This window comes from Pseudomonas rossensis (assembly GCF_039888995.1).
GTDB lineage: Bacteria > Pseudomonadota > Gammaproteobacteria > Pseudomonadales > Pseudomonadaceae > Aquipseudomonas > Aquipseudomonas rossensis.
The window spans coordinates 28217-54912 of sequence record NZ_JBBWCB010000028.1; the positions used below are offsets into that span (position 1 = coordinate 28217).

28 protein-coding genes are annotated in these 26696 nt (G+C 58.1%); 7 read left to right on the plus strand and 21 right to left on the minus strand.

Going from position 1 to position 26696, the window contains the following annotated elements; all coding sequences use genetic code 11:
- Nucleotides 1–3 precede the first annotated feature (3 nt).
- The 13 genes from tolB to WLY71_RS10400 all read right to left on the minus strand — a co-directional run bounded on the left by tolB (nucleotide 4) and on the right by WLY71_RS10400 (nucleotide 10820).
- Complete coding sequence (tolB, locus tag WLY71_RS10340; RefSeq protein WP_425589919.1) at nucleotides 4–1305, minus strand: Tol-Pal system beta propeller repeat protein TolB; 1302 nt, start codon at nucleotides 1303–1305, stop codon at nucleotides 4–6.
- Complete coding sequence (gene tolA / locus WLY71_RS10345) at nucleotides 1302–2381, minus strand: cell envelope integrity protein TolA (RefSeq protein ID WP_347803482.1); 1080 nt, start codon at nucleotides 2379–2381, stop codon at nucleotides 1302–1304. Before tolA ends, tolB begins: the two co-directional genes overlap by 4 nt.
- Nucleotides 2381–2833, minus strand: a complete 453-nt coding sequence (tolR, locus tag WLY71_RS10350; RefSeq protein WP_161807482.1) for a protein TolR — start codon at nucleotides 2831–2833, stop codon at nucleotides 2381–2383. Before tolR ends, tolA begins: the two co-directional genes overlap by 1 nt.
- A 23-nt stretch (nucleotides 2834–2856) precedes the next feature.
- On the minus strand, nucleotides 2857–3552 hold the full coding sequence (tolQ, locus tag WLY71_RS10355) for a protein TolQ (protein ID WP_008147369.1): 696 nt from the start codon (nucleotides 3550–3552) through the stop codon (nucleotides 2857–2859).
- Nucleotides 3542–4009: a tol-pal system-associated acyl-CoA thioesterase gene (gene ybgC / locus WLY71_RS10360; RefSeq protein ID WP_054044992.1), complete on the minus strand. Its 468-nt coding sequence runs from the start codon at nucleotides 4007–4009 to the stop codon at nucleotides 3542–3544. Before ybgC ends, tolQ begins: the two co-directional genes overlap by 11 nt.
- Nucleotides 4010–4136: 127 nt before the next feature.
- Nucleotides 4137–5198, minus strand: coding sequence for a Holliday junction branch migration DNA helicase RuvB (ruvB, locus tag WLY71_RS10365; RefSeq protein ID WP_046049660.1), 1062 nt, complete (start codon nucleotides 5196–5198; stop codon nucleotides 4137–4139).
- Nucleotides 5199–5816, minus strand: coding sequence for a Holliday junction branch migration protein RuvA (gene ruvA, locus WLY71_RS10370; RefSeq protein WP_007897033.1), 618 nt, complete (start codon nucleotides 5814–5816; stop codon nucleotides 5199–5201).
- A 116-nt stretch (nucleotides 5817–5932) separates the two neighbouring features.
- Nucleotides 5933–6457, minus strand: a complete 525-nt coding sequence (gene ruvC / locus WLY71_RS10375) for a crossover junction endodeoxyribonuclease RuvC (protein ID WP_008147379.1) — start codon at nucleotides 6455–6457, stop codon at nucleotides 5933–5935.
- Between the two features lie 155 nt (nucleotides 6458–6612).
- The gene (locus WLY71_RS10380; protein WP_149628447.1) at nucleotides 6613–7359 is read right to left on the minus strand and encodes a YebC/PmpR family DNA-binding transcriptional regulator; all 747 of its coding nucleotides are present in this window, start codon (nucleotides 7357–7359) and stop codon (nucleotides 6613–6615) included.
- A 124-nt stretch (nucleotides 7360–7483) separates the two neighbouring features.
- Nucleotides 7484–9259 (minus strand): aspartate--tRNA ligase, encoded by a 1776-nt coding sequence (aspS, locus tag WLY71_RS10385; protein ID WP_347803483.1) that lies wholly within the window; start codon nucleotides 9257–9259, stop codon nucleotides 7484–7486.
- Between the two features lie 122 nt (nucleotides 9260–9381).
- Nucleotides 9382–9603: an FmdB family zinc ribbon protein gene (locus WLY71_RS10390; RefSeq protein WP_010457489.1), complete on the minus strand. Its 222-nt coding sequence runs from the start codon at nucleotides 9601–9603 to the stop codon at nucleotides 9382–9384.
- 137 nt (nucleotides 9604–9740) lie between these two features.
- Entirely contained in the window at nucleotides 9741–10079 is a 339-nt protein-coding gene (locus WLY71_RS10395) for a ribbon-helix-helix domain-containing protein (protein ID WP_347803484.1), read from the minus strand.
- Between the two features lie 270 nt (nucleotides 10080–10349).
- Entirely contained in the window at nucleotides 10350–10820 is a 471-nt protein-coding gene (locus tag WLY71_RS10400) for a Dps family protein (RefSeq protein WP_140676806.1), read from the minus strand.
- Between the two features lie 307 nt (nucleotides 10821–11127).
- Between WLY71_RS10400 and WLY71_RS10405 the strand changes: the two genes are divergently transcribed.
- Nucleotides 11128–11730: a cold shock domain-containing protein membrane protein gene (locus WLY71_RS10405; RefSeq protein ID WP_347803485.1), complete on the plus strand. Its 603-nt coding sequence runs from the start codon at nucleotides 11128–11130 to the stop codon at nucleotides 11728–11730.
- Between the two features lie 70 nt (nucleotides 11731–11800).
- On the opposite strand, the gene WLY71_RS10410 is transcribed toward WLY71_RS10405, so the two are convergent.
- Entirely contained in the window at nucleotides 11801–12007 is a 207-nt protein-coding gene (locus WLY71_RS10410) for a SlyX family protein (RefSeq protein ID WP_056741397.1), read from the minus strand.
- A 3-nt stretch (nucleotides 12008–12010) separates the two neighbouring features.
- Nucleotides 12011–12436, minus strand: coding sequence for an HIT domain-containing protein (locus tag WLY71_RS10415; RefSeq protein WP_347803495.1), 426 nt, complete (start codon nucleotides 12434–12436; stop codon nucleotides 12011–12013).
- 459 nt (nucleotides 12437–12895) lie between these two features.
- On the opposite strand from WLY71_RS10415, the gene WLY71_RS10420 reads away from it, so the two are divergent.
- Both WLY71_RS10420 and WLY71_RS10425 read left to right on the plus strand, forming a co-directional pair.
- Nucleotides 12896–13258, plus strand: coding sequence for a hypothetical protein (locus WLY71_RS10420; RefSeq protein ID WP_347803486.1), 363 nt, complete (start codon nucleotides 12896–12898; stop codon nucleotides 13256–13258).
- Between the two features lie 95 nt (nucleotides 13259–13353).
- Nucleotides 13354–14715: an OprD family porin gene (locus WLY71_RS10425; RefSeq protein WP_347803487.1), complete on the plus strand. Its 1362-nt coding sequence runs from the start codon at nucleotides 13354–13356 to the stop codon at nucleotides 14713–14715.
- Nucleotides 14716–14791: 76 nt separating this feature from the next.
- Here the strand turns inward: WLY71_RS10425 and WLY71_RS10430 are convergent, their stop codons facing one another.
- Nucleotides 14792–15634 carry a mechanosensitive ion channel family protein gene (locus WLY71_RS10430; protein ID WP_347803488.1) on the minus strand — a complete coding sequence of 281 codons (843 nt, stop codon included), beginning with the start codon at nucleotides 15632–15634 and terminating at the stop codon, nucleotides 14792–14794.
- 142 nt (nucleotides 15635–15776) lie between these two features.
- A complete protein-coding gene (locus WLY71_RS10435; protein ID WP_007906601.1) occupies nucleotides 15777–16262 on the minus strand; it encodes a YajQ family cyclic di-GMP-binding protein in 486 nt (161 codons plus the stop codon).
- 141 nt (nucleotides 16263–16403) lie between these two features.
- Here WLY71_RS10435 and WLY71_RS10440 point away from each other — a divergent pair, with 141 nt between their 5' ends.
- The 3 genes from WLY71_RS10440 to WLY71_RS10450 are packed head-to-tail and all read left to right on the plus strand — an operon-like array spanning nucleotide 16404 to nucleotide 19984.
- Nucleotides 16404–17321: a putative 2-dehydropantoate 2-reductase gene (locus WLY71_RS10440; protein ID WP_347803489.1), complete on the plus strand. Its 918-nt coding sequence runs from the start codon at nucleotides 16404–16406 to the stop codon at nucleotides 17319–17321.
- 45 nt (nucleotides 17322–17366) lie between these two features.
- Nucleotides 17367–19403, plus strand: coding sequence for a sensor histidine kinase (locus tag WLY71_RS10445; RefSeq protein ID WP_347803490.1), 2037 nt, complete (start codon nucleotides 17367–17369; stop codon nucleotides 19401–19403).
- 2 nt (nucleotides 19404–19405) lie between these two features.
- Nucleotides 19406–19984, plus strand: a complete 579-nt coding sequence (locus WLY71_RS10450; RefSeq protein WP_347803491.1) for a cob(I)yrinic acid a,c-diamide adenosyltransferase — start codon at nucleotides 19406–19408, stop codon at nucleotides 19982–19984.
- A gap of 122 nt (nucleotides 19985–20106) precedes the next feature.
- Here the strand turns inward: WLY71_RS10450 and WLY71_RS10455 are convergent, their stop codons facing one another.
- From WLY71_RS10455 to secA, 4 genes are all read right to left on the minus strand, one after another.
- Nucleotides 20107–21057, minus strand: a complete 951-nt coding sequence (locus tag WLY71_RS10455; protein WP_347803492.1) for a Nudix family hydrolase — start codon at nucleotides 21055–21057, stop codon at nucleotides 20107–20109.
- Nucleotides 21054–21686, minus strand: a complete 633-nt coding sequence (locus WLY71_RS10460; RefSeq protein WP_347803496.1) for a glutathione S-transferase family protein — start codon at nucleotides 21684–21686, stop codon at nucleotides 21054–21056. Before WLY71_RS10460 ends, WLY71_RS10455 begins: the two co-directional genes overlap by 4 nt.
- Nucleotides 21687–21832: 146 nt before the next feature.
- Nucleotides 21833–23050 carry a bifunctional glutamate N-acetyltransferase/amino-acid acetyltransferase ArgJ gene (gene argJ, locus WLY71_RS10465; protein ID WP_347803493.1) on the minus strand — a complete coding sequence of 406 codons (1218 nt, stop codon included), beginning with the start codon at nucleotides 23048–23050 and terminating at the stop codon, nucleotides 21833–21835.
- Nucleotides 23051–23172: 122 nt separating this feature from the next.
- Nucleotides 23173–25908 carry a preprotein translocase subunit SecA gene (secA, locus tag WLY71_RS10470; protein WP_347803494.1) on the minus strand — a complete coding sequence of 912 codons (2736 nt, stop codon included), beginning with the start codon at nucleotides 25906–25908 and terminating at the stop codon, nucleotides 23173–23175.
- Between the two features lie 307 nt (nucleotides 25909–26215).
- Here secA and WLY71_RS10475 point away from each other — a divergent pair, with 307 nt between their 5' ends.
- A complete protein-coding gene (locus WLY71_RS10475; RefSeq protein WP_111451433.1) occupies nucleotides 26216–26671 on the plus strand; it encodes a DUF721 domain-containing protein in 456 nt (151 codons plus the stop codon).
- Nucleotides 26672–26696: the final 25 nt, after the last annotated feature.

Sequence of the window (26696 nt, forward strand, 5' to 3'; positions counted from 1 at the left end):
GCGTCAGTTCAGGTAAGGGGACCAGGAAGGTTCTCTGACTTCGCCTTGTGCGGTAGGAAGCGGGAGCCTTACGCGTCCATTAATGGACACGAGCATCAAGACTCCCCGGCCCTGCTGGCGGGTGGCGTAGATTACCATGGTGCCGTTGGGCGCAACAGTAGGCGACTCGTCCAGAGTGCTCTCAGTGAGGATTTTTACGCTTCCGCGCTGCAAATCCTGGGCCGCCACCTTGAAATTAGTGAAACCTTCCTGACGATGGATCATCACCAGGGTCTTTTCGTCAGCCGAAAGTTTAGGGTTGGCGTTGTAGTTACCGATAAAGGTCACACGTTCCGCACCACCACCGCCTGCGCTGGTTTTGTAGATCTGCGGCTTGCCGCCACGGTCCGAGGTGAAGTAGATGGTCGAACCATCTTTACCCCAGAACGGTTCGGTGTTGATGCCAGGACCGTTAGTGACACGCGTAATCTGACGCGAACCCAGGTTCATCACGTAGATGTCCGGGTTACCATCTTTCGAAAGTACGAATGCCAGACGATTGCCATCAGGCGACCATGCTGGCGCGCCATTCAGGCCTTCGAAGTTGGTGATCTGCTCACGGCGACCGGTGTCGATGTTCTGCATGAAGATACGCGGACGCTTCTGCTCGAACGACACATAAGCGATGCGCTTGCCGTCCGGTGCGAAACGCGGCGACAGGATCGGCTCGCGCGATTGCAGCAGGGTCACAGCACGGGCACCGTCATAGTCCGAACGTTGCAGCGTGTAGCGAGTGTTCTTCTCGGAGAAACGCTCAGCCGTCACGTACAGCAGACGAGTCGAGAACGCACCTTTGATACCGGTGAGTTTTTCGAACGACTGGTCCGCGATGTAGTGCGACATGTCGCGCAGTTGATCGACGCTGCCCGACACGCTGCCGGTCAGCACTTGCTGCTCGGTGGCGACGTTGAACAGTGCGTATTGGACCTGCAGGCGACCGCCTGCAGGAGCAATACTGCCGACCATGACGTACTGGGCACCCAGCGCCTTGAAGTCACGGAAGATGATTTCGCTGGCCTGGCTTGGCTGGCTGATCATGTTCTGTTTTGGAATCGGCGAGTAGTAACCCGAGTTGCGCAGGTCGTTACCGATGATTTCGGCCATGTCGTCCGGCAGCACGCTGCCGCCCTGGTTGCCAAACGGAACGACTGCGATCGGGGTGGCCCGATCACTGCCGCTGGTGACCAGAATGTTTTTTTCATCAGCTGCCGCTATCCCTGCCAGGCAGCAGATAACGACAAGCATTCCTCGAAGAAGGTTTCTCACAAGGCTAGATCCTCAGGTGTGAATGTCATCTTGAATGAACGATACGGAGCGAAATCGCTCGGCTTCATTCCCTGCATTTCTGTCAAACGTCCAATATTCTTCACCGCTGCTACAGCAGAAGCGTCAAATGGACCATCGCCACTGGACTTGCCGACGCTGACCGAAGTCACCGTACCGTCCGGCAACATGCCGATTTGCAACACGACTGTCATGCCTTTGCGGGCCGAAGGTGGACGAGCCCAACCTTCCGCTGCACGAGCACGGATCAGATCATCGAAACTACCGGCGACTTCGTCACCCTGCTCATCCGCCAAGGCCTGCTGACGCTCCGGCGTGTCGGAAAGCAAATCTGCCAAGGCCTGAGCCTTTTTGTCTTCGGCGGATTTACGTGCCGCTTCCTGCGATTTTTTCTTCGCAGCATCGGCAGCAGCTTTCTTCTTCGCGTCTTCGGCGACTTTCTTCTTCGCGTCTTCAGCTTCAGATTTCTTCTTGGCGTCTTCCGCGGCTTTCTTCTTCGCGTCTTCGACGATCTTTTTCTTCGCTTCTTCAGCGGCCGCTTTCTTGGCCTCTTCTTCAGCCGCTTTCTTGGCTTCTTCTTCAGACTTCTTCTTGGCTATATCAGCCAATTGTTTCTCTTCGACCTTTTTGGCTTCGGCAGTCTTCTTCGCTTCATCGGCTTTCTTGGCTTCATCAGCCTTTTTTGCCTCATCCGCTTTCTTCGTCTCGTCGGCCTTCTTGGATTCTTCGGCTTTTTGAGCCGCATCTTCCTTCTTTTGTTCCGCGGCCTTGATCGCTTCCTGTTCGATCTTTTTCTGTTCCATCTGTTCGACTTCGGTCTGACGCGCGGCAGATTTCTTCGCCTCACCCGCAATCTTCTGATTGGTCTGGGTGGTCGCCTGACTTTTCGATTTCAGTTGATACAGGGTCGCCTGGACAATCGGCTTGGCCGGCGGCAGTTCTGGTGTGAAGGCAAAACTGACGAACAGCATGCCGAACACCAGCACGTGCAAGACAATCGCCAGGACACTAGGCCAGAAGTAGCTTTCCGAGGCGGACGGCTCTCGCATTTGCTGCATCAGGGTGCCTCGGTAATCAAGCCAACGTTACCGACCCCGGCTTTCTGCAACCCGCCCATGGCGCCCATGACGGAACCGTAATCAACGGTCTTGTCGCCGCGGATGAACACTTGGGTACGCTTGCCGCCTTCAGTACCGGCGCGAATGATCTTGGTCACGGCGTCAGTCATCTGCGGCAAGGTCATTGCCTTGTCCTGCTGCTTTTCAGTGTCGACTTCGCTGCCAAGGTTCCAGTAATAGGTCTTGTCAGCCTTGATCGAAATGGTCAGGACCTGAGTGTTGTTGTCCTGCGGCAAGGCTTCGCTGGAAACCTTGGGCAGATCAACTTTCACGCCCTGATTGAGCATCGGAGCGGTCACCATGAAGATGACCAGCAGTACCAGCATCACGTCGATGTAAGGCACCACGTTCATCTCGGCAACCGGCTTGCGCTTTTTGCGAGCTCGAGCGATTAAAGCCATTGGAAATTACCTGCTTATTCTTCGCTGGTGTGCACTTTGCGGTGCAGGATCGCCTGGAATTCATCGGCGAAGGTGTAGTAACGGCCCAGCAGGGTTTCACTGCGAGCAGCAAAACGGTTGTAAGCGATAACGGCCGGGATGGCGGCGAACAGACCGATCGCGGTTGCAATCAGTGCCTCGGCGATACCTGGAGCCACAGTGGCCAGCGTCGCTTGCTGGGCAGTTGCCAGACCACGGAAGGAGTTCATGATCCCCCAGACGGTACCGAACAGACCGATGTACGGGCTGACGGAACCTACGGTCGCGAGGAACGGCAGGCTCTGCTCGAGCTTTTCTTCTTCGCGGGAAATGGCGACGCGCATGGCGCGGGCCACGCCTTCCATGACCGCTTCCGGGTCAACGCCTGGCTGCTGGCGCAGACGGGAGAATTCCTTGAAACCGGCACGGAAGATCTGCTCTACGCCCGAATCCGGATCAGGGTTGCTGCCGGCCTGACGGTAGAGTTTGGACAGGTCGATACCCGACCAGAAGCGCTCTTCAAAGCTCTCCAGGGCACGTCGACCGGCGCGCAGCAGATTGCTGCGCTGAAAGATCATGATCCATGAGGTCACCGATGCGGCTACCAGGATCAGCATTACCAGTTGCACCACGATACTGGCATTGCTGACCAGGCTCCACATGGAGGAATGGTCGACGACGTTAGCTTCCACGCTTTATCTCCTGCTTTGAGTGTGTACCCGCGCCGCTCACGTCGGCAAAGGCCGCACGTAGAGCTTCGGGAATGGCCCGGGGTTTCAAACTGTTAGTGCGCACACAGGCCACCAAAAACTGCCCTTCGCAGAGCAGCGCATTATCCGTGGCTCGCCTGACCTGCTGTTTGAAGCGCAGGCTGACACGGTTCAATTCGATTACTTCAGCGCTTACCAGCAGCTCGTCGTCCAGTCGCGCCGGCGCGTGGTAACGCGCTTCGCTGGAATGCACGACGAACAACAGGTCCTCCCCTGCAAGCTGGGATTGGGCAAAGCCCAGCTCCCGGAGCCGCTCGGTTCGAGCCCGTTCCATAAACTTGAGGTAATTAACGTAATACACGATGCCGCCCGCATCGGTGTCCTCGTAATAAACGCGACAACGATGTGCGAAAGGCTCAAGCCCGTTTTGCGCGCGCATACTCTAGTGCTTACTCCTCAGGTTGCCAATCCGGCCAGGCAACTGTTTTTCATTGATTCACGGCTTTCTGGCGAAAGTACGGTCCTAGGACCGCACAAACCCCGAATAAATCAGCGCGCAAAGGTTACTAATCGTCCACGGCATCGAGGAACTCGTCTACCACGGGCATCTCGCCCAATCGTGACGGGATGTTTAAACCGAAGTGCAGGTACGCATGCCGGGTCACCACTCGCCCCCGCGGCGTACGCATGATGTAGCCCTGCTGGATCAAGTACGGCTCAAGCACGTCTTCAATGGTGTGACGCTCTTCACTGATGGCTGCAGCGAGGCTATCGACCCCGACCGGCCCACCGTCGAACTTCTCGATCATGGTCAACAACAGACGTCGATCCTGGTGATCGAAACCACGCTCGTCGACATCCAGCAGGTTCAAGGCCAGGTCGGCGATCGGTTTGGTGATGTGGCCCTTGGCGCGAACTTCGGCGAAATCCCGAACCCGGCGCAGCAAGCGGTTGGCGATCCGCGGCGTACCACGGGCACGGCGGGCGATTTCGAAGGCGCCTTCCGGGTCCAGCGGCAAGCCGAGGATGTTAGCCGAACGACTGACAATCGTTGCTAGGTCGGCGGTGTTGTAGAACTCCAGGCGCTGGACGATCCCGAAACGGTCGCGCAGCGGATTGGTCAGCATGCCGGCACGGGTCGTTGCACCGACCAGGGTGAACGGCGGCAGATCAAGCTTGATCGAGCGCGCGGCCGGCCCTTCGCCGATCATGATGTCGAGCTGGAAATCCTCCATGGCCGGGTACAGCACTTCTTCGACGATCGGCGAGAGCCGATGGATTTCGTCGATAAACAGCACGTCGTGTGGCTCAAGATTGGTCAGCAGCGCAGCCAGATCACCCGGGCGCTCAAGCACAGGGCCCGAGGTGCTCTTGATCGACACGCCCATTTCTTGGGCGATGATGTTGGCCAGAGTGGTTTTACCCAGACCCGGCGGGCCGAAAATCAGCGTGTGGTCCAGGGATTCATTGCGCCCACGAGCCGCCTGGATGAACAACTCCATTTGCTCGCGAACGGTCGGCTGGCCAATGTACTCGGCCAGGCTGACAGGACGAATCGCCCGGTCCTGGACTTCCTCGCGGTCACGAGGACCAGGTGTGGCGGTAATCAGACGATCAGCTTCAATCACTTAGATCATTCCCTTCAGGGCACGACGAATCATGTCTTCACTGCTCAAACCTTTCTCCTTGATCGCGGAAATCGCCTTGCTGGCTTCCTGCGGCTTGTAGCCCAGGGAGATCAGCGCGCTGACCGCGTCATTTTCGGCGGTGGCAACCGGAGCTGGCGCATCTGGCCCACCCGGCTGGTTTGGCACCAACGCGAACATCGCCGGCACCGTTTCCCAGGCCTTGAAGCGATCCTTGAGTTCCACCAGCAAACGCTCGGCAGTCTTCTTGCCCACGCCCGGCACCTTGGTCAGTGCCGAGGTGTCCTGGGACTGCACGCAACGGACCAGCTCATCGACTTCCAGGCTCGACATCAGGGCCAGGGCCAATTTCGGCCCCACACCATTGAGACGGATCAACTCGCGAAAAAAGTCTCGCTCGCGCTTGCCGAAGAAGCCATAGAGTAACTGCGCGTCTTCGCGTACGACCAAATGGGTGTGCAAGGTCAGCGGCTCACCGACCGACGGCAAGCGATAAAGCGTGGTCATGGGCACTTCCAGCTCATACCCCAGACCGTTTACATCCAGAATCAGGTGCGGCGGCTGTTTCTCAGCCAGTGTTCCGCGCAAGCGTCCAATCACGTTTCAGATCCTTGAGCGTTGGCCAGATCAGTGCTGGCGACTGACAGAACAAGGGTTTTGCGCCGACGACACAGGCGCAAAACCCTCGCTCCATAAAAAATTGATTGCTGATGCTATCAGAGACGCAGGCGCCCGCCACGACTGCGTGCCGTACCCAGGCCATGGGGTAACAGGCTGGAACGGGTGTGAGCATGGCAAATGGCAATGGCCAGGGCGTCCGAGGCATCGATTTGCGGCTTGCTGGTCAGTTTCAGCATGTGCATGACCATCATTTGCACCTGCTCTTTATTCGCCGCGCCGGTCCCGGTCACCGCCTGCTTGACCTGCGTCGCGGTGTATTCAGCGATTTCCAGGCTTTCTTCCGCCCCGGCAACGATGGCTGCGCCGCGGGCCTGGCCAAGTTTCAGCGCAGAGTCGGCGTTGCGCGCCATGAAGACCTTTTCGATCCCCATGGTCACCGGGCCGTAGGTCTGGATGACTTCGCGCACGCCGCGATAGACGATTTGCAGGCGTTCATGCAGCTCGCCGGAACCTGTGCGAATGCAGCCCGACGCCACGTAAACGCAACCACGCCCGGTATCACGCACTACGCCATAACCGGTAATGCGCGAACCGGGGTCGATACCAAGAATTAAAGTCATAACGCCTGCGGGTTAGGTAAGAGCACGATATTCAATACAGCGAATAACAATTGTGGGAGCTGGCTTGCCTGCGATGGCATCACCTCGGTGTATCAGACAGACCGAAGTGATGGCATCGCAGGCAAGCCAGCTCCCACATTAGATCTTAGTCACCCTTATCCGAGCTGTGCGGCGACTGCCTCTGGAATGTCCGCGTTGGAGTAGACGTTCTGCACGTCATCCAGGTCTTCAAGCATGTCGATCAGCTTGAGAACCTTCTCGGCGCCTTCCAGGTCCAGTTCGGCACTGGTGGTCGGCAACATCACGATTTCCGCGTCATCACCTTTGAAACCGGCCGCTTCCAGCGCATTACGCACTGAGTAGAAACCGGCGAACGAGGTGAATACGTCGATGGAGCCGTCTTCGTGGGTCACCACGTCATCGGCATCGGCCTCCATCGCCGCTTCCATCAGCGCATCTTCGTCAACGCCTGGTGCGAAGGAAATCTGCCCCTTGCGCTCGAACAGATAGGCCACCGAACCGTCCGTACCGAGGTTGCCGCCGCACTTGCTGAACGCGTGGCGAACAGCGGCGGCGGTGCGATTGCGGTTGTCGGTCATGCACTCGACCATCACCGCCACGCCGCCCGGGCCGTAGCCTTCGTAGGTCAGTTCGACCATGTCGTCGGTGTCGGCAGCACCGGCGCCGCGGGCGACCGCGCGATCAATGATGTCGCGGCTCATGTTCGCGCCGAGGGCCTTGTCCAGCGCCAGACGCAAACGCGGGTTGGAACCCGGATCACTACCGCCCTGACGGGCAGCAACGGTCAGTTCACGAATCCACTTGGTGAAAATCTTGCCCTTCTTGGCATCCTGACGTTCTTTGCGGTGCTTGATGTTCGCCCACTTGGAATGACCCGCCATATCTCGCTCCGAATTCTCTTTGAAACATTGCCCGCCGCACCATGAGGCGCCAGCCAGCAAACAAAAATCTCGACCACTCTATAAAAGAAAGGGCGCATCCGAAGATGCGCCCTTCTGGTCAGCCTTACTCAGCTTTAGGCGTTTCGCGCAGACGAATGTGCAGTTCGCGCAATGCCTTGGCATCTACCACACCCGGGGCCTGAGTCATGACGCAAGCGGCGCTCTGGGTTTTCGGGAAGGCAATCACTTCACGGATCGACTGGGCGCCGGTCATCAGCATCACCAGACGGTCCAGACCGAAGGCCAGACCACCGTGCGGCGGCGCGCCGTATTTCAGGGCGTCAAGCAGGAAGCCGAATTTCTCTTCCTGTTCCGCTTCACTGATACCCAGCAGACGGAATACCGACTGTTGCATTTCCTTGCGGTGGATACGGATCGAACCGCCACCCAGCTCGGTGCCGTTCAGGACCATGTCGTAGGCACGGGACAGAGCGGTCGCCGGGTTGGCTTCCAGTTCTTCCGGGGTGCACTTCGGCGCGGTGAACGGGTGGTGCAAGGCAGTGAAGCTACCGTCGTCGTTCTCTTCGAACATCGGGAAGTCGACAACCCACATCGGTGCCCACTCGCACGTCAGCAGGTTCAGATCGTTACCGACCTTGATCCGCAGCGCGCCCAGGGCTTCGCTGACGATCTTGGCTTTGTCGGCACCGAAGAACACAATGTCGCCGTCAACCGCGCCAACGCGATCAAGGATCACATTGAGGTTGGCTTCAGGGATGTTCTTGACGATCGGCGATTGCAGACCTTCAACGCCTTTGGCGCGCTCGTTGACCTTGATGTACGCCAGGCCCTTGGCACCGTAGATGCCGACGAACTTGGTGTAGTCGTCGATCTGCTTGCGCGGCATGCTCGCCGCGCCTGGAACGCGCAGAGCGGCAACGCGGCATTTCGGGTCGTTGGCAGGGCCGCTGAACACCTTGAAGTCGACGTCTTTCAGTTGATCGGCAACGTCAACCAGTTCCAGCGGGTTACGCAGGTCCGGCTTGTCGGAACCGTAACGACGCATGGCCTCTTCGTAGGTCATGTGCGGGAACTCACCGAATTCCAGGTCCAGCACTTCCTTGAACAGGTTGCGGATCATGCCTTCGGTGATACCGATGATGTCTTTTTCATCGAGGAAGCTGGTTTCGATGTCGATCTGAGTGAATTCAGGCTGACGGTCGGCACGCAGGTCTTCGTCGCGGAAGCACTTGGCGATCTGGTAGTAGCGATCGAAGCCGGCAACCATCAACAGTTGCTTGAACAGCTGCGGCGATTGCGGCAAGGCGAAGAACGAACCGGCGTGAGTACGGCTCGGCACCAGGTAATCGCGAGCACCTTCCGGGGTAGCGCGAGTCAGGATCGGCGTCTCGACGTCGAGGAAGCCGTTCTCGTCCAGATAACGACGGATGCTGGTGGTCATGCGCGAACGCAGACGCAGCTTCTCGAGCATTTCCGGACGACGCAGGTCGATGAAGCGATAACGCAGACGGGTTTCTTCGCCGACGTCGGAGAACTCGTTGAGCGGGAACGGCGGGGTTTCCGCTTCGTTCAGTACTTCCAGTTCGTAGCCCAGCACTTCGATCATGCCCGACGCCATGTTGGCGTTGCCGGCACCGGCCGGACGCAGGCGAACCTTGCCGGTGACCTTGACCACGTATTCGCTGCGCACGCGATCGGCGGCGGCGAAGGTTTCAGCGCGGTCCGGGTCGAACACCACCTGGGCCAGACCGTCACGATCACGGATATCGAGGAAAATCACCCCACCGTGGTCACGGCGACGGTGAACCCATCCGCAAAGGGTAATTTCCTGGCCTTCCAGGCTTTCGTTCAGTTGGCCGCAATAATGGCTGCGCATCATGGTCGTAGTTTCACTTCTCGTAATTCGAAATTCATTTGGAGAACCTGCAACAGCCCCGCCCTTTAGAAAGGCGCCAGATGATGCAAGAGCTCGCACGTGTGGTTCAACTCAGGTCCAAGACCCTAGTCAGCTTTGTCGCCGCCGGCCAGATTCTTCTTGGAACCGGTCTTGAAATCGGTTTCGTACCAGCCGGTGCCGCTAAGGCGGAAGCCCGGCATGGACAGCATCTTCTTAAGCTCTGGCGCCTGGCAGGCAGGGCAGTCGACCAGCGGTGCTGCGCTGATCTTTTGAATGGCTTCCAACTGATGACCACAGGAAGCACATTGATAGTCGTACATCGGCATGGGGGTTGTCTCGGCGATCAGATTGCTACCGCACACGCTGGGTTTTGCGGCAAAGAGCGGGATTATATCCATTAAATGCAGCCTGTGCAGCCGTAAGACTGCACAGACCGACACTCTACCCATTCCACCCCTTGTGGCTAAGGCATGGCGACGCAGCCGCCTTCCTTCAGGCTGTGCACGACGCACACAACCCGCACCAGCCCGGTGAAGTTCTTGACCCCGCCGTGACGTAAATGCACCTCGCGGTCCACATGGGACAACAGCGCACTGACCGTACAGCAGTTGACCTTGGCCATGTCACCCAAAATATCCCAGTAGACCTGTTCAAGCCGCAAACAGGTTGCAAAGCCATTCAGCCGCACTGACCGGGATAAAGGCTGGGCCAGGCCCATATCAAATTCGCTGACAAATGGATCGATCCTTATCTCCTTGACCGGACCGACCCTCACCTCGCTTCTCCTGTCTTCGTAATCCATATCGTTGACACTCCTTTGCCATCCTTGCTTTTTTATAAGAGCAACAAGCTGTTTCTCTATAAAAGCGCAGGCGCAAAGTTATATCCAGATGACTTTATGACCATCAACGTAGGATAAGCCAACAACTGAAGGGCGATCATGGAGACCGTCCTAGTCCAGTCAATTTCCTACACACCTAGGTGCAATATCATTCAATGGAAAGGCATTTAAAGTCACGAGAAGACAGGGCGCGAACAACACCTCATGGGCGCCATCCGCGCACCGACATTGTTACTGATCCAGCAGGGAGCGCAGCATCCACGCGGTTTTCTCGTGGACTTGCATCCGCTGGGTCAGGAGGTCAGCTGTTGGCTCGTCACTGACCTTGTCGAGCAGAGGGAATATCCCGCGTGCAGTACGTGTGACCGCCTCTTGCCCGTCGACCAGTTGCTTGATCATGTCTTCGGCGCTGGGCACGCCGACCTCTTCTTTAATAGAAGACAGTCGAGCATAAATGGAATAGGCGCCTGGCGCAGGAAACCCGAGGGCGCGAATGCGCTCGGCAATCGAATCGACGGCCAGGGCCAACTCGTTATATTGCTCCTCGAACATCAAGTGCAAAGTCCGAAACATCGGACCGGTGACGTTCCAATGGAAGTTATGGGTTTTCAAATAAAGTACATAAGTGTCCGACAGCAGGCGCGAAAGTCCGTCGACGATGGACTTGCGATCCTCTTCACTGATACCGATATCGATTGCCATGCGTTTCCCCTAAAGGTGATGAAATTCATCCAACAGGTGCAGGACCACTCTAGCAAGCCTGCCGGCACCCCGCAGCCCGGATTCTCCAGATAGCTGCGACAAATCGACCCTCAGGGCACCGCTGGACTGGCTGATTTGAGTAGCCGCAGGCTTTGCTGTTAAATAGGCAGTGTGTCGCTACCGCCTATTTTCCGGGGGCTGCGCATAGGCTGATACCGGGTACGTGTCCAACGCCTCTTATTGTTCTGAAGCGAACCGTGCTCCATCAGCTCTTCCTTGTGATCCGTCTTAACGTGAGTTACTCAAAATGTTGAAAATTGTCCACCTGCTAATGGGCGCAGCAGCCTTGCTGCTGTCCTTCATCCCTAGCCTGCGATCCGAAGCCGTACCTTACCTGCAACAACCCGATGCGCTGTACCTGGCCTTTTTCGGCCTGCTCAACCTCACCCTCGCTCCTGTTATCCCCTACTGGAACAAAGGCCCGCGTCATCAACTGCAAAACCTGGTCAGCGCCCTGCTGGTTCTGACCGTCGTCCTGCAAACCCTGACGCTGATCGCGCCGATGCCTGTCATTGCCGGTCAACCTGCCGTTCTGTTCAGCCTGGTCGCTGCCCTGATTGCCGTTCTTCTGCACCTGGCCATCAGCTTCTACAAATCTTCACCGGCCGTTGCCTCGCCAAGCTATGACATGAGCAACCGCGATACCGGCACCGTCAAGTGGTTCAACACCTCCAAAGGCTTCGGCTTTATTTCCCGTGATTCCGGCGACGATATTTTCGTGCATTTCCGGGCCATTCGTGGCGAAGGTCATCGCGTTCTGGTCGAAGGCCAGCGCGTGGAGTTCTCCGTCATGAATCGTGACAAAGGCCTGCAAGCCGAAGATGTGATCGCCGCACTGCCGCGTCGCTGATCCAAGGCTAAAAAAAACCGCGAACAGCCTGGCTGTTCGCGGTTTTTTATTGCCCGTCTGTTGGTCACACTCAGTAATGCGGCGGTGGCGCTTCTTCTTCAAACGTCTCGAACTGACCGGCCATTTCCTCTTGCCGCTTGAGCAAGGCGGCCATTTGCAGTTGCAGGCGCTCAACCGCACGCTGCTGCGTCGCCAGCACATCACTCAATGCCTGGATGGTGTCATCCTGAAACGCCAGCTGGCTCTCCAGATCGGTAACGCGATCTTCCAGGCTCATGATTCAACCCTCCAGAAACGTAAAATCATCGGTCAATACCAGGCGCAACCGCTCGCGAATCAACGCGATCTGCTCTGAGCCATAAGGCTTGGCTGGGTGTTGACCCCAGACCGGCGCCGGCCAGGCGGCGTCCTCACGCTTGCGCACAATCACATGCATGTGCAACTGACTGACGACGTTACCCAAGGCCGCGACATTCAACTTGTCCGCGTCAAACGAGTCCTTGAGCATTTCCGCCAGTGCGGTCGTTTCCTGCCACAGCTGCTGTTGATCTGCGACATCCAACTGAAATATCTCACTGATATCGTCGCGACGTGGCACCAGAATGAACCAGGGGTAGTTCGAATCATTGGACAGCAGTAACCGGCAGAGTGGGAAATCCCCGATCGGTAACGTGTCTTGTTGAAGCCGTGGATCTAAAGCGAACACTGCGCGCACTCCCGCCTGGTCATCATTTTTCAGCTTAGCGTCCATCTCGAGAGACGGCGCACCAAGCGACAGGACGGCAGCATACCTGCGAACGCCGCTGGCTTCACGACGAACCACGGTCGAAACCAACCCGAGAAACTACAAACGAGCGGTCAGGCGCCCCGACATGAGTCGTTTTCGTTCAGGACGCACCATTACAGAACCAATAGCCACACGGAAAGCGCCGAACTGACTGATAAACAACGACGCGTTCGAATTTGGCAAACGGCCGCACTGTATGAATTCAGTACAGCGATTAAAATTTTTTGCACCAAAACCGCACACTGCGTCTACGCTGAGTCGGTCAGGTATCCGCCATTTACTCACTGGCGGGGTGAACCGGTAACGTTTGGGGTTGTCACGCAGTCGACCACGAGGGTACAACACGATGCAAACCATCGCGTCAAGCCCGAACAAAACGTGCTTGAACACCCCGGTTTTATGAGGTTTTTACAGCGACAGGCAAGCATTCAGAAAAAAAACCAGCAAGATTCTGATTTGTGCACGCTTGTTGCATTCACACCCACATCGCCTCTAAAGCGTCCGCTGGAAGTGGAAGCCTTAAGGCAAATAAAAACAGTGGCAGGGTTGCCCGATGGAGATTCAAGCGTTTCACCAGGGACTCTTTTTACCGATGCTCAGGCCCTGGAAAACAACGCTAAAAGTTGTCAGTCCGCTTGCGTCGAGGCTGTAAATTTGCGACATCTACCAAGCCGTTTGCGACAGGGTCGTAAAGAAGCTGCAAGGTTAGATGCGCAAGTATCGCCAACATGGTCGGCGTGATATAAGTTTGCGCCGACACAAAAAGAAAGAGCCGCCCAGATAATAAATCAGGTGGGACGGCAGTACTCTTCTAAAAACCAAAGGAGCAAATCACGATGCGCGTGATGAAGTGGAGCATGATCGCACTGGCAGTTGCAGCAGCAGCCAGCACCCAAATGGCTACGGCCGCACCTTTTGTAAGTGACCAGGCTGAAGCCAAAGGTTTTGTTGAAGACGCCAAGTTCGACTTGCTGCTTCGCAACTACTACTTCAACCGTGATAACAAAGATGGCGCCAACGACCAAAAAGACTGGACCCAGGGCATTTGGGGCAACTTCAGCTCCGGTTACACCCAGGGTCTGATCGGTGTCGGCGTTGATGCGTATGGCTACCTGGCAATCAAGCTGGACGGTGGCGACGGCACCGGTGGCACCGGCAACATGAGCCGTAGCGACACCCGAAATGCCGGCGGTCATCGCGAAGTCAACGACAGCCAGGGTAAAGCCGGCGGCGCCGTTAAAATGCGTGTCTCCAAAACCGAGCTGAAATTCGGTGACATGCAGCCAAGCACTTCGCCAGTGTTCGCTATTGGTGGCTCCCGTATCCTGCCGCAAACTGCCACCGGCTTCCAACTGCAGAGCAGCGAAATCAAAGACCTTGACCTCGAAGCCGGTCACTTTTACTCGGGTAGCAGCCAGGACAAAAACGCCCGTGACGGCGACCTGTGGGCAACCTACGCCGGTGTAGAAGCCAACAAGATCGACTACTTCGGTGGCAAGTACGGCTTTACCGACAACCTGACGGCATCCCTGTACGGCGCCAAGCTGGACGAAATCTGGAACCAGTACTACGCCAACCTGAACTACACCATCCCGTTTGGTGGCGATGAGTCGCTGAACCTGGACGGTAACATCTACAACACCAAAGACACTGGTGATGCCAAAGCCGGTGATATCAGCAACACCACCTTCTCCCTGGCAGCCGCTTTCTCGTTCCTGAAAGCACACACCATTACCGTCGCCTTCCAGAAGGTTAACGGTGACACTCCGTTCGACTACATCGGTGTGGGCAAGAACAACCGTGGCGGCGACTCGATTTTCCTCGCCAACTCCATCCAGTACTCTGACTTCAACGCCCCTAACGAGAAATCTGCTCAGATTCGCTACGACCTGAAAATGGCCGAGTATGGCGTTCCAGGTCTAAGCTTCATGACCCGTTACGTGAAAGGTTGGGACATCGACGGCACCGGCCTGGCTGAGAACAGCGTGTACCGTAAAGAGAACGGTGACCCAGTGTACGGTGCAGACGGCAAACACAACGAAACTAACTTTGAAGCCAAGTACGTTGTTCAGTCTGGCCCGGCAAAAGATCTGTCCGTCCGCCTCCGTCAAGCTTGGCACTTTGCTAACGCCGACGAAGGTGAAGGCGACGTGAAAGAGTTCCGTGTGATCGTCGACTACCCGCTGTCGATTTTGTAATCGCATCCAGTTAGTTTGCGGTAACAAACAAAAAGGCCCATCTTCGGATGGGCCTTTTTTGTTGCCTGTTTGTTACTTACTGCACCGCAGACTCCTGAACCACTCGAATCACCCGCTGTGGAAACGGAATATCGATACCGGCAGTTTTCAATCGATCACGAGACTGTTCGTTGAACATGAACAATACATCCCAGTAATCCGCCGTCTTGACCCACACCCGCAGGGAAACAGTAATCGAACTGTCGCCCAGAGTAGAAATCACTGCCTGAGGTGCCGGGTCAGCCAAAACACGCTCGTCTTGGGCCAGGTCCAGCAAAACATGACGGGCCTTCTGCAGGTCCGCTTCGTAATCAACCCCCACATCAAACACAACTTTGCGCGTCGGCTGACGGTTAGTGTTGGTGATGATGCCGTTCGACAGGTTACCGTTAGGCACTATGATCGTTTTGTTATCGCCGGTACGCAGCACAGTGTGGAAGATCTGGATGCTGTCGACAGTGCCGGCAACACCTTGGGCTTCGATCCAGTCACCAATGCGGAACGGGCGGAACAACAGAATCAGCACGCCGCCAGCGAAGTTCGCCAGGCTACCTTGCAAGGCCAGACCGATGGCCAGACCCGCCGCACCGATGGCCGCGACGAACGAGGTGGTTTCCACGCCGATCATCGATGCCACGCTGACTACCAGCAAAACCTTGAGAATAATGTTCGCCAGACTGCTGATGAACCCTTGCAGCGCGAGGTCGGCGTTACGCAGCGCCAGCAACCCGCCAAGCTTTTGCGCTACTTTGCTGATCAACCACCAGCCGATGGCCAGGGTGATCACCGCCAGCAGCACGCGGCTGCCGTATTCCATGATCATCGGAAGCCAGGCTTGAGACGCCTTGACCAGGTTGTCCACTTCAGTATTCAAATCCATCTTCTTTCTCCTGGGTTAAGCACAATCCGGGTGGGAGCGAGACCGGCTTGCCGGCGAAGAGGGCATATCAGTCGAATTCACTATTGAATGACACACCGCTTTCGCGAGCAGGCTCGCTCCCACAGGGGTCCCGCCTGAAAGGTCAGTCGCGGAAGTTGTTGAACTGTAGCGGCATATCGAACGTCTTGGCGCGCAGGGCCGCGATGGCTTCCTGCAAGTCATCACGCTTCTTGCCGGTAATGCGCACCTGCTCACCCTGAATGGCAGCCTGAACCTTGAGTTTGGCGTCTTTGACATGAGCGACGATTTTCTTCGCCAGCTCTTTGTCGATGCCTTCCTTGAGGACCGCTTCCTGCTTCATCAGTTTGCCCGACGCATAGGCATCCTTGACTTCAAGGCACTGCACGTCGATTTTGCGCTTGACCAGGGCCAGCTTGAGGATCTCAATCATCGCTTCGAGCTGGAAATCGGCTTCAGCGGTCAGGTTGACGGTCAGGTCCTTTTCCTTGAACTCGAAGGTGCCTTTGCCTTTCAGGTCATAACGACGATCGAGTTCCTTGACGGCGTTCTCGACCGCGTTGGTGACTTCGTGTTTGTCCAGTTCGGATACCACGTCGAACGACGGCATGTAATCTCTCCAATAAAAGGGCATGCTCGATCACGATAGAGCACGCCTGGCTTGCGGTTAAAATCCGCGCTGATTATAACGGGTCTTTCCCATCATTCACTGCGAGCCTCCCATGCGCGCGATAAACAGAGCAAAAAGCTGATGTCCACCACCTGGCATGTTCTGGGCGGCGGCAGCCTTGGCACCTTATGGGCCACTCGACTGGCGCGGGCCGGCGTGCCGGTCAAGCTGATCGTGCGGGACGCTGCACGCTTGCAGGCGTATGAGGCGGCGGGCGGGCTGACGCTGGTCGAACACGGTGAAGCGCAGTGCTATCCGGTGCCCGCCGAGACACCCGACAACAGTGAACCGATCAACCGTCTGCTGGTGGCGTGTAAAGCCTACGATGCCGAGAAAGCCGTGGCCCAACTGGCACCGCGCCTGGCCCCCGACGCCGAGCTGATCCTGTTGCAGAACGGTCTTGGCAGCCAGGACGCCGTCGCCACGCAGGTGCCGCAGGCACGCTGCATTTGCGCGTCAAGCACCGAAGGCGCCTTTCGCGATGGCGACTGGCGCGTGGTATTCGCCGGCCACGGTTACACCTGGCTGGGGGATGCCGGGCATCCCGTGGCGCCGATCTGGCTGGATGACGTGAGCGCCGCCGGTATTCCCCACGAGTGGAGCACCGATATTCTGACCCGGCTTTGGCGAAAACTGGCGCTCAACTGTGCGATCAATCCGCTGACCGTGCTGCACGATTGCCGTAATGGCGGTTTACAGGAACACCACTGTGAAGTCGCCACCCTTTGCGTCGAATTGACCGAGTTGCTTGAGCGGTGCGGTCAACCAGCAGCGGCCGAGGACCTTCAACAGGAAGTCGAACGGGTGATTCACGCGACCGCCGCCAACTACTCTTCGATGTACCAGGACGTCGCGAGCCAGCGCCGCACCGAGATCAGCTATCTATTGGGTCATGCTTGCAAAGTCGCCGCGAGGCATCAGTTGAACCTGCCGCACCTCAATCAACTTGAGCAAAGGTTGATCACCCATCTGCACAGCCTTGGATTGCCCAGCGACTGAGCAGCGGCTACGCTGGCCACTTGTTCCTTTTCAGCGATGAACCTGATGCCATTGCGCCAGCGCCTTGAAAACCTTCCGGTCGGCCAGAAATTACTGGCCGCCCTGCTGGTGCTGTTGACCACCGTCCTGCTGGTCGCCAACCTGACCTTTATCAGCGCCGCGTACTACATCTCCCAGGAAAGCATGGCACCTCAGGCCTTGCAGACCATCGGCCGCCTGGTGTCCAACCCCAGCCTGGTGTCCGAAGCCTTGCAGTCACCGCAAAGCGCCGAACGCCTGCTCAATGAACTCAACAGCTATTCACCGCTGCGCGCGGCGGCCCTTTATGACGGCAAGGGCGAGCGTCTGGCGCAGTTGCAGCATGGCGACAATCTGAGCCTGCCAACGCGTTACCGGCACATTGAATCGTGGCAAGCCACGGAGTTTCGCAGCAATCAAATCATCACCCTGCCCCGCCCCGGCACCGCGCCCGGCCACCTGTTACTGGTCGCCAGCAGCGAACTGCCGATGGCGTTCTACACCGGGACGCTCACCGCCAGTCTCGGGATTCTGATCTTCAGTGTGCTGTTGTGGCTGGTGATTGCCCGACAAATCAAACGCCTGATCACCCGGCCAATTCATCAGCTCGAAGAGTTGTCCCGGCAAGTGACCCGGGAAGAGAACTACGCCCTGCGCGCCTCCCGCGGCAACCATGACGAAATCGGCAGCCTCGCCGAAGCATTCAACACCATGCTCTCGCGGATCGAAGCCCGGGAGCAGCAACTCAAGCGGGCCCGGGACGATTCCCAGGCTGCGTATGATCAGGCTCAGGGCCTGGCCGAAGAAACCCGCCATACCAATCGCAAACTGGAGCTCGAAGTCCAGGTGCGCAGCAAGATCGAGAAGAAGCTCACCGGTTTCCAGAACTACCTCAACAGCATCATCGATTCCATGCCCTCGGCGCTGATCGCCCTTGATGAACAACTCTACGTGACGCAGTGGAATCAAGAGGCCAGCGCCCTGTCTGGCACGCGCCTCGACGAAGCCCTGAACCAGCCGATTTTTCTCGCTTTCGAACCGCTCAAGCCGTTTCTGCCGCAACTCAAGCAAACCGTCGAGCAGCACACAGTGGCCAAGATTGAACGGGTGACGTGGCTCAAGGACGAAGAACCCAAGCACTACGCGCTGACGTTCTACCCGCTGATGGGCGGTGCCGGGCGTGGTGTGGTGATCCGGATCGACGACATCACTCAGCGTCTGTCGCTGGAAGAAATGATGGTGCAGTCGGAAAAAATGCTCTCGGTCGGTGGCCTTGCCGCGGGTATGGCCCACGAGATCAACAACCCGTTAGGCGCGATCCTGCACAACGTGCAGAACATTCGCCGACGCCTTTCGCCTGATCTGCCGAAGAATCTCGAACAAGCCGAGCAAACCGGGATCGCGTTGGAAACGGTCAACAAATACCTGCAAGCGCGCGAAGTGCCGCAGTTGCTCGATGGCATTCAACAGGCGGGTGCCCGGGCAGCGAAAATCGTCACCCACATGCTCAGCTTCAGCCGCCGCAGTACCCGGCAAATGGCCCCGTGCGACCTGCCGGCGCTGATCGATCAGGCGGTGGAAATCGCCGGCAACGACTTCGACCTGGCGATCGGTTTCGACTTCAAGGGCCAGGCGATCATTCGCCAGTTCGATCCGCAACTCGGTCCGGTGCCCGGCACGGCGAACGAACTGGAGCAAGTGCTGCTCAATTTGCTGAAAAACGCCGCGCAGGCTATTCACCAGCGCGAAGGCGACCGCGAGCCGGGACGGATCATTCTGCGCACCAAGCTGAATCCGCCGTGGGCGGAAATCCAGGTGGAGGACAACGGCATCGGCATGAGCGAGAGTGTGCGCAAACGCACCTTCGAGCCGTTCTTCACCACCAAGGAAATCGGTCAGGGCACCGGCCTTGGCCTGTCGGTCTCGTATTTCATCATTACCAACAACCACAAGGGGCAGATGGAAGTGCAATCGACCCTGGGCCAAGGCACGTGTTTCACCTTGCGCCTGCCCTTGGCGGGCACCCCGCTCGTCTCTCAAGAACTCAATCAGCTATCGAGGTAACCATGGGCTTTCGCTTGTCGAAGATTTACACCCGCACCGGCGACAAAGGCGAAACCGGGCTGGGCGACGGCCGCCGCGTGCCCAAGGACCATCCGCGGATCGAAGCCATTGGCGAAGTCGATACGCTGAACAGTCAGGTGGGTGTGCTATTGGCCGGGTTGGCGGCGGAAAGTGGCACCTATCCAGGATTGAACGAGGTGATCGAGGTTTTGGCGCCTTGCCAGCATCGGTTGTTCGACTTGGGTGGTGAACTGGCGATGCCGGTGTATCAGGCACTGAACACGGCAGAAGTCGAACGGCTGGAAGCGGCGATCGATGTGTGGAATGAAGAGCTGGGGCCGCTGGAGAATTTCATTCTGCCGGGTGGTTCGGCATTGATTGCCCAGGCCCATGTGTGCAGAAGCCTGGCACGCAGCGCCGAGCGGCGGTGTCAGCATTTGAATGCTGTCGAACCATTGGCCGGGGTTGGGTTGGCGTATATCAATCGGTTGTCGGACTTGTTGTTTGTGGTGGCGCGGTTGATTGCCCAGCGACAAGGGATTGCCGAAATATTGTGGCAACCGGCGGCAAAACCCGAATAAATTATCGTCTGCCAGGCCCTCATCGCGAGCAAGCTCGCTCCCACAGGGATCAATGTCGTACACAGATCTGTGTCCGCCACGAACCACTGTGGGAGCGGGCTTGCCCGCGAAGGGGCCGGTGGCTAAACCAAAGAATCAGGCCAAAATGCCCGAATCCCCGCCGCACCCTGCGCGCCCGCCTCCCAGGCTTTCTGAAGATCCGCCGGGCCAACACCACCGAGCAAGAACACCGGTTTGCTGAAACCTTCGATCAACGCGCCAGCCTGTTCCCAACCCAGCGGCTGAGCCCCCGGATGAGTCAGGGTCGGTTGCACCGGTGACAGGGTCACAAAATCCACCCCCATCTGCTCGGCCAACGCCAGCTCTTCAGCGTTATGGCAGGACGCCGCCAGCCAGCGCGACGCCGGTAACGGGCGGCCAGCCGCTGCATATTTGCGCAGTTGCGCGGAGGTGATGTGCCAACCGGCGGACGGGAAATCTCCCAGCCACTCGAACGGCCCCTTGATCATCAACTGCGCCTTGCCCGCACACAGCCCCGCCGCGTCCACCGCCAGATCGCGGTACTTCGGATCGTAGCCGTTGGGTGCCCGCAACTGGATCAACTTGATGCCGCCAGCGATGGCTTTTTGAATACCGCGCAGCAAGGCCGGGGTTTCCAGGTCTTCCGGGGTAATCAAATACTGCGCGGGTAACCGCGCAGCCGCGACGATCGGCTGGTTGGCCGCCGGGAACTCGTAGTTCAGCAGATCGCGGGGCGCGACCCATTCCAGCGGCTGGCCTTCGGCGCCGTGCGGTTCGCCGGTAAAGGCCGACACTTCCCAAACGTCCAGCAACACTTGCTTGTCCGGGTAATCGTGCCGGACCTTGATCAGCGGGCGAGCCGCGTTGACCACGATGCCCAACTCTTCAAGGAGCTCGCGAGCCAGGGCGGTTTCGACGGATTCGTCGGTCTCGACCTTGCCACCGGGAAATTCCCACAGGCCACCCTGATGCTGGGTGTCGGCACGGCGGGCAATGAGGATCTTGCCACTGTTATCACGGATAACAGCAGCGGCTACGTGGACTCGTTTCACCGTTCTACTTCCTCCAGACCTGCCTTCTGCCAAGCCTTGAAGGCTGGCCATTGGTAGATGGTTTCGACGTAGGCCGCGTCCGCTGCGGGCAGCCTCACCTGATAGGTGCGCAGGCGCACGGCGATCGGTGCGAAGAAGGCATCGGCCAGGGTCGCGCCGCCAAACAGGAACGGACCGGTTTCGGTGGCGGCGGCGCGGCACTCGGCCCACAACGCCCACATACGCTCAATGTCGGCCTGGACGCCAGCCGGTGTCGGCGACAGCGCAGCGTCGTGACTCAAGTCGAATGGCATGTTGCCGCGCATGGCGAAGAAACCGCTGTGCATCTGCGCGCAAGCCGAACGGGCCTGGGCGCGGGCGGCGGTGTCTTTGGGCCAGAGGCCGGCGTCGGGAAACTGCTCTGCCAGATACTCGGCAATCGCCAGGGAATCGGCGATGGTGCCGTGTTCGGTTTTCAGCAGCGGGACTTTCGCGGTCGGCGAGTGCTTGAGCAGACGCTCACGCGTATCCGGCTGGTTCAGCTTGATCAGTTCTTCGGTGTAAGGGGCGCCGGCCAGGTCGAGGGCCAACGCGCCGCGCAGGGACCAGGAGGAAATCAGTTTGTCGCCGATGATCAGGTGGAGGCTCATGTTCGGGACCTTTTGATGAGGAATGCAGGCCAGAATCTCTAGCGTCTGGTAGTCCGTCATCGCGAGCAAGCTCGCTCCCACACTGGATTTGCGGCGTTCACAAAACTTGTGGGAGCGAGCTTGCTCGCGATGGGGCCAACTCGGTCTTAAGTGCGGTATTCGGCGTTGATCTTCACGTATTCGTGGGACAGGTCGGTGGTCCAGATGGTTTCGCTGCAATCACCGCGACCCAGTTCGATACGGATCGTGATTTCTTCCTGCTGCATCACGGCCGCGCCCTGGGCTTCGGTGTAGGTCGATGCACGAGCGCCACGGCTGGCGATACAGACATCACCGAGGAACACGTCGATTTTGCTCACGTCCAGGTTCGGTACGCCGGCACGGCCCACGGCAGCCAGAATGCGGCCCCAGTTCGGGTCGGAGGCGAACAGTGCGGTCTTGATCAGCGGCGAGTGCGCCACGGTGTAACCGACGTCCAGGCATTCCTGGTGATTGCCGCCGCCGTTGACTTCAACGGTCACAAACTTGGTCGCGCCTTCGCCGTCACGAACGATGGCCTGGGCCACGTCCATGCACACTTCGAACACGGCCTGTTTCAGCTTGGCGAACAACTCGCCTTCGGCGCGGGTGATTTCCGGTAGTGCAGCCTGACCGGTGGCGATCAGCATGCAGCAGTCGTTAGTCGAGGTGTCGCCGTCGATGGTGATGCGGTTGAACGACTTGTTGGCACCGTCCAGCAGCAGGTTTTGCAGCACGTCGCGGGAGACTTTGGCGTCGGTGGCGATGTAGCCGAGCATGGTCGCCATGTTCGGGCGGATCATGCCCGCGCCTTTGCTGATACCGGTGACAGTGATGGTCACGCCGTCATGCTGGAACTGGCGGCTGGCACCTTTTGGCAGGGTGTCGGTGGTCATGATGCCGGTGGCGGCAGCTTCCCAGTTGTTGACCGACAGGTCGTCGAGGGCGGCTTGCAGAGCCCCTTCGATTTTCTCGACCGGCAGCGGCTCGCCGATGACACCGGTGGAATACGGCAGCACCAAGCTGGCGTCGACGCCGGTCAGCTCAGCCAGTTTGGCGCAGGTGCGTTCGGCGGCGACAAGGCCTGGTTCGCCAGTGCCGGCGTTGGCATTGCCGGTATTGGTCAACAGATAACGCACCGGACCTTGCACGCGCTGCTTGGCCAGGATCACGGGAGCCGCGCAAAAGGCGTTCAGGGTGAACACGCCAGCGACCGTGGAACCTTCGGCACAGCGCATGACCACAACATCCTTGCGCCCCGGGCGCTTGATGCCAGCCGAGGCGATACCGAGTTCAAAACCGGCAACCGGGTGCAACGTTGGCAAAGGACCAAGACCAACAGCCATGAATGCGCTCCTTAATAAATGATGTCGGCACCGCTTTCAGGAAGAACGGTGGTTTAAATGGCAAAACGCCGCGACGGCATAAGCCGGTCGCGGCGCGGGTATTTCAGCGTATGAAACGGGCTTTACTGGATCTGCCCGTGGCAATGCTTGAACTTCTTGCCCGAACCGCAGTAGCAAAGTTCGTTGCGGCCCAGCTTCTGTTCGTTGCGTACCGGAGCGGTGGCAAGGGCGACATCGACCTCTTCACCCAGCAGTTCCGGTTGCTCAAGCCCCGGTGCTTCGTCGTGCTGGAACTGCATGCGCGCAGCCAGCGCTTCGGCTTCCTGACGCAGGCGTTGTTCTTCTTCGATCGGATCTTCGCGGCGAACCTGAACGTGGGACAGCACACGGATCGAGTCGCGCTTGATCGAATCCAGCAGCTCGGAGAACAGCGTGAAGGACTCGCGCTTGTACTCTTGCTTCGGGTTCTTCTGTGCATAACCACGCAAGTGGATGCCGTGACGCAGGTGATCCATGGTCGACAGGTGATCTTTCCACAGGTCGTCGAGCACACGCAGAACGATTTGCTTCTCGAAGGTGCGCAGCGCTTCGGCGCTCGCCTGCTCTTCTTTCTCGTTATACGCGGCCAGCAGCTCGGTCATGAGCTTCTCGCGCAGGGTTTCTTCGTACAGGTGGTCGTCTTCGTCGAGCCATTTCTGGATCGGCAGCGCCACACCGAAGTCGCTCTGCAACGCCGCTTCCAGACCGGCCACGTCCCACTGCTCAGGCAGCGATTGCGGTGGAATGTGTGCGCTGACCGTTGCGTTGAGCACGTCCTGACGGAAGTCGGCGATGGTTTCACCGATGTTGTCGGCGGCCAACAAACTGTTACGCATGTGATAGATCACTTTACGTTGTTCGTTGTTGACGTCGTCGAACTCGAGCAGTTGCTTACGAATGTCGAAGTTGCGGCCTTCAACCTTGCGCTGAGCCTTCTCGATGGCGTTGGTCACCATGCGGTGCTCGATCGCCTCGCCAGGCTGCATGCCCAGGGCCTTCATGAAGTTCTTCACCCGATCAGAGGCGAAGATGCGCATCAGGCTGTCTTCCAGCGACAGGTAGAAACGGCTGGAACCGGCGTCACCCTGACGACCGGCACGACCACGCAGCTGGTTGTCGATACGACGCGATTCGTGACGCTCGGAAGCAATCACCTGCAAACCGCCCGATTCGAGCACTTGCTGGTGACGTTTCTGCCAGTCGGCCTTGATCTGGGCAATCTGCTCAGGGGTCGGGTCTTCCAGGGTGGCCACTTCCACTTCCCAGTTACCGCCCAACAGGATGTCGGTACCACGACCGGCCATGTTGGTGGCGATGGTCAGTGCGCCTGGGCGACCGGCCTGGGCAATGATCTCGGCTTCTTTTTCGTGGAACTTGGCGTTCAGAACCTTGTGTTCGATGCCTTCCTTCTGCAGCAGCGCAGACATGTGCTCGGAAGTTTCGATGGTTGCAGTACCCACCAGTACCGGACGGCCCTGGGTCATGCATTCCTTGATGTCATTGATGATCGCCGCGTACTTCTCTTCGGCGGTCAGGAACACCAGGTCGTTGTAGTCTTTACGCGCCAGCGGTTTGTTCGGCGGGATAACCATCACCGACAGACCGTAGATCTGGTGGAATTCGAACGCTTCGGTGTCGGCGGTACCGGTCATGCCGGACAGCTTGTTGTACAGACGGAAGTAGTTCTGGAACGTGGTCGAGGCCAGGGTCTGGCTTTCGGCCTGAATGTTCAGGTTTTCCTTGGCTTCGATGGCCTGGTGCAGGCCTTCGGACAGACGGCGACCCGGCATGGTGCGACCGGTGTGTTCGTCGACCAGGACAACCTGGCCATCCTGCACGATGTATTCGACGTTGCGATTGAACAGCTTGTGCGCACGCAGACCGGCATAAACGTGGGTCAGCAGGCCAAGGTTGTGCGCCGAGTACAGGCTCTCGCCTTCAGCCAGCAGGCCAACGCGGGTCAGCATGTCTTCGATGAACTGGTGACCGGCTTCGTTGAGCTCGACCTGACGGGTCTTCTCGTCGACGGTGTAGTGGCCGGCCTTGGTGACTTCGCCTTCAACTTCTTCGATGTGCAACTCAAGCTGCGGGATCAGTTTGTTGATCTCGATGTACAGCTTGGAGCTGTCCTCGGCCTGACCGGAAATGATCAGCGGGGTACGGGCTTCGTCGATGAGGATGGAGTCGACTTCGTCGATCACGGCAAAATTGAGTTCGCGCTGGAATTTTTCTTCCATGCTGAACGCCATGTTGTCGCGCAGGTAGTCGAAACCGAATTCGTTGTTGGTGCCGTAGGTAATGTCGGCAGCGTATGCCAGACGTTTCTCTTCCGGCGGCTGGAACGGCGTGACAACACCGACCGACATTCCGAGGAATTCGTAGAGCGGACGCATCCAGTTGGCGTCACGACGGGCCAGGTAGTCGTTCACCGTCACAACGTGCACGCCCTTGCCGGACAGCGCGTTGAGGTAAACGCCCAGTGTTGCCACCAGGGTCTTGCCTTCACCGGTACGCATTTCCGCGATCTGGCCTTCATGCAAGGTCATGCCGCCGATCAGCTGGACATCGAAGTGGCGCATACCCATGACGCGCTTACCGGCTTCGCGGGCGACCGCAAAGGCTTCTGGCAGCAGCTTGTCGAGGGTTTCCCCTTTGGCGATGCGGGCCTTGAACTCATCTGTCTTGGCACGCAATTGATCGTCCGAAAGGGCCACCATTTGCTCTTCGAAGGCATTGACGAGTTGCACCGTCTTGAGCATGCGTTTGACTTCACGCTCGTTCTTGCTTCCAAAAAGTTTCTTTAACAAAGGCGCAAACATATCGGCAGGATCTTCCACACTAAAGGGATGGAGGGCGGCCCCATGAGTCGCCCGAGCAGCCCTCATGGCCGCATGCGAACGAGCATTCTACCCGGAAACGATGGTGAGGAAAGTGGCGTTATTCCACGATGCTGGCACAGCGCTGTGACGGGGCTCACTTAAAATAAGGGCTTTTTGCTGAACTTCAAGCCATTCACGGCACAAGTTACTTGTTGATTTAATGGGTAAAGCGCTCGCAAAGCAATGGCTCGGGTGCATCCGGTGCTTTCTGCTACCATGGCGGCTCTGTTACTTCAGGTGTCTGATCATGGCATTTCGCCCTCTTACGGCCAGAGCACCCGCCGTCCTGCTTCGCGAAGCCAAACCGCTGAAAGCCATCTTCGGCCACGCTCAACGCCTGGGTCATTTACAACGCCTGCTGGAAAGCCAATTGCAGCCCGCCGCCCGCGAGCATTGCCATGTGGCGTCGTGGCGCGAAGGCAGTTTGTTGCTGATAGTGACCGACGGTCATTGGGCAACCCGCCTGCGTTATCAGCAAAAGCGTCTGCAACGGCAACTACAGATGTTCGACGAATTCGCCAGCCTGACGCGGATTCTGTTCAAGGTCCAGCCGCCCACGGTTCAGCAAGGGGCGGCTGGCCATACCATCAGCTTGTCGACCGATGCAGGCGCGACCATTCAGGCCACAGCCGACGGGATCAGCGATCCGAATCTGCGGGCGGCTCTGGAGCGGTTGGCGGCGCACGCCAAACCCAAGGCATGACATTGAACCCATGTGGGAGCGAGCT

Bases quoted from the DNA above. Each gene is read 5' to 3' on its own strand.
- WLY71_RS10435 (WP_007906601.1), bottom strand. From the start codon at position 16,262: ATGCCGTCGTTCGACGTGGTATCCGAACTGGACAAACACGAAGTCACC.
- argJ (WP_347803493.1), bottom strand. From the start codon at position 23,050: ATGGCTGTTGGTCTTGGTCCTTTGCCAACGTTGCACCCGGTTGCCGGT.
- WLY71_RS10400 (WP_140676806.1), bottom strand. From the start codon at position 10,820: ATGGCAATCGATATCGGTATCAGTGAAGAGGATCGCAAGTCCATCGTC.
- WLY71_RS10450 (WP_347803491.1), top strand. From the start codon at position 19,406: ATGGGCTTTCGCTTGTCGAAGATTTACACCCGCACCGGCGACAAAGGC.
- tolA (WP_347803482.1), bottom strand. From the start codon at position 2,381: ATGCAGCAAATGCGAGAGCCGTCCGCCTCGGAAAGCTACTTCTGGCCT.
- WLY71_RS10440 (WP_347803489.1), top strand. From the start codon at position 16,404: ATGTCCACCACCTGGCATGTTCTGGGCGGCGGCAGCCTTGGCACCTTA.
- WLY71_RS10405 (WP_347803485.1), top strand. From the start codon at position 11,128: ATGTTGAAAATTGTCCACCTGCTAATGGGCGCAGCAGCCTTGCTGCTG.
- secA (WP_347803494.1), bottom strand. From the start codon at position 25,908: ATGTTTGCGCCTTTGTTAAAGAAACTTTTTGGAAGCAAGAACGAGCGT.
- WLY71_RS10475 (WP_111451433.1), top strand. From the start codon at position 26,216: ATGGCATTTCGCCCTCTTACGGCCAGAGCACCCGCCGTCCTGCTTCGC.
- WLY71_RS10410 (WP_056741397.1), bottom strand. From the start codon at position 12,007: ATGAGCCTGGAAGATCGCGTTACCGATCTGGAGAGCCAGCTGGCGTTT.
- WLY71_RS10425 (WP_347803487.1), top strand. From the start codon at position 13,354: ATGCGCGTGATGAAGTGGAGCATGATCGCACTGGCAGTTGCAGCAGCA.
- WLY71_RS10395 (WP_347803484.1), bottom strand. From the start codon at position 10,079: ATGGATTACGAAGACAGGAGAAGCGAGGTGAGGGTCGGTCCGGTCAAG.
- WLY71_RS10460 (WP_347803496.1), bottom strand. From the start codon at position 21,686: ATGAGCCTCCACCTGATCATCGGCGACAAACTGATTTCCTCCTGGTCC.
- WLY71_RS10380 (WP_149628447.1), bottom strand. From the start codon at position 7,359: ATGGCGGGTCATTCCAAGTGGGCGAACATCAAGCACCGCAAAGAACGT.
- ruvC (WP_008147379.1), bottom strand. From the start codon at position 6,457: ATGACTTTAATTCTTGGTATCGACCCCGGTTCGCGCATTACCGGTTAT.
- WLY71_RS10445 (WP_347803490.1), top strand. From the start codon at position 17,367: ATGCCATTGCGCCAGCGCCTTGAAAACCTTCCGGTCGGCCAGAAATTA.
- ybgC (WP_054044992.1), bottom strand. From the start codon at position 4,009: ATGCGCGCGCAAAACGGGCTTGAGCCTTTCGCACATCGTTGTCGCGTT.
- WLY71_RS10390 (WP_010457489.1), bottom strand. From the start codon at position 9,603: ATGCCGATGTACGACTATCAATGTGCTTCCTGTGGTCATCAGTTGGAA.
- WLY71_RS10430 (WP_347803488.1), bottom strand. From the start codon at position 15,634: ATGGATTTGAATACTGAAGTGGACAACCTGGTCAAGGCGTCTCAAGCC.
- aspS (WP_347803483.1), bottom strand. From the start codon at position 9,259: ATGATGCGCAGCCATTATTGCGGCCAACTGAACGAAAGCCTGGAAGGC.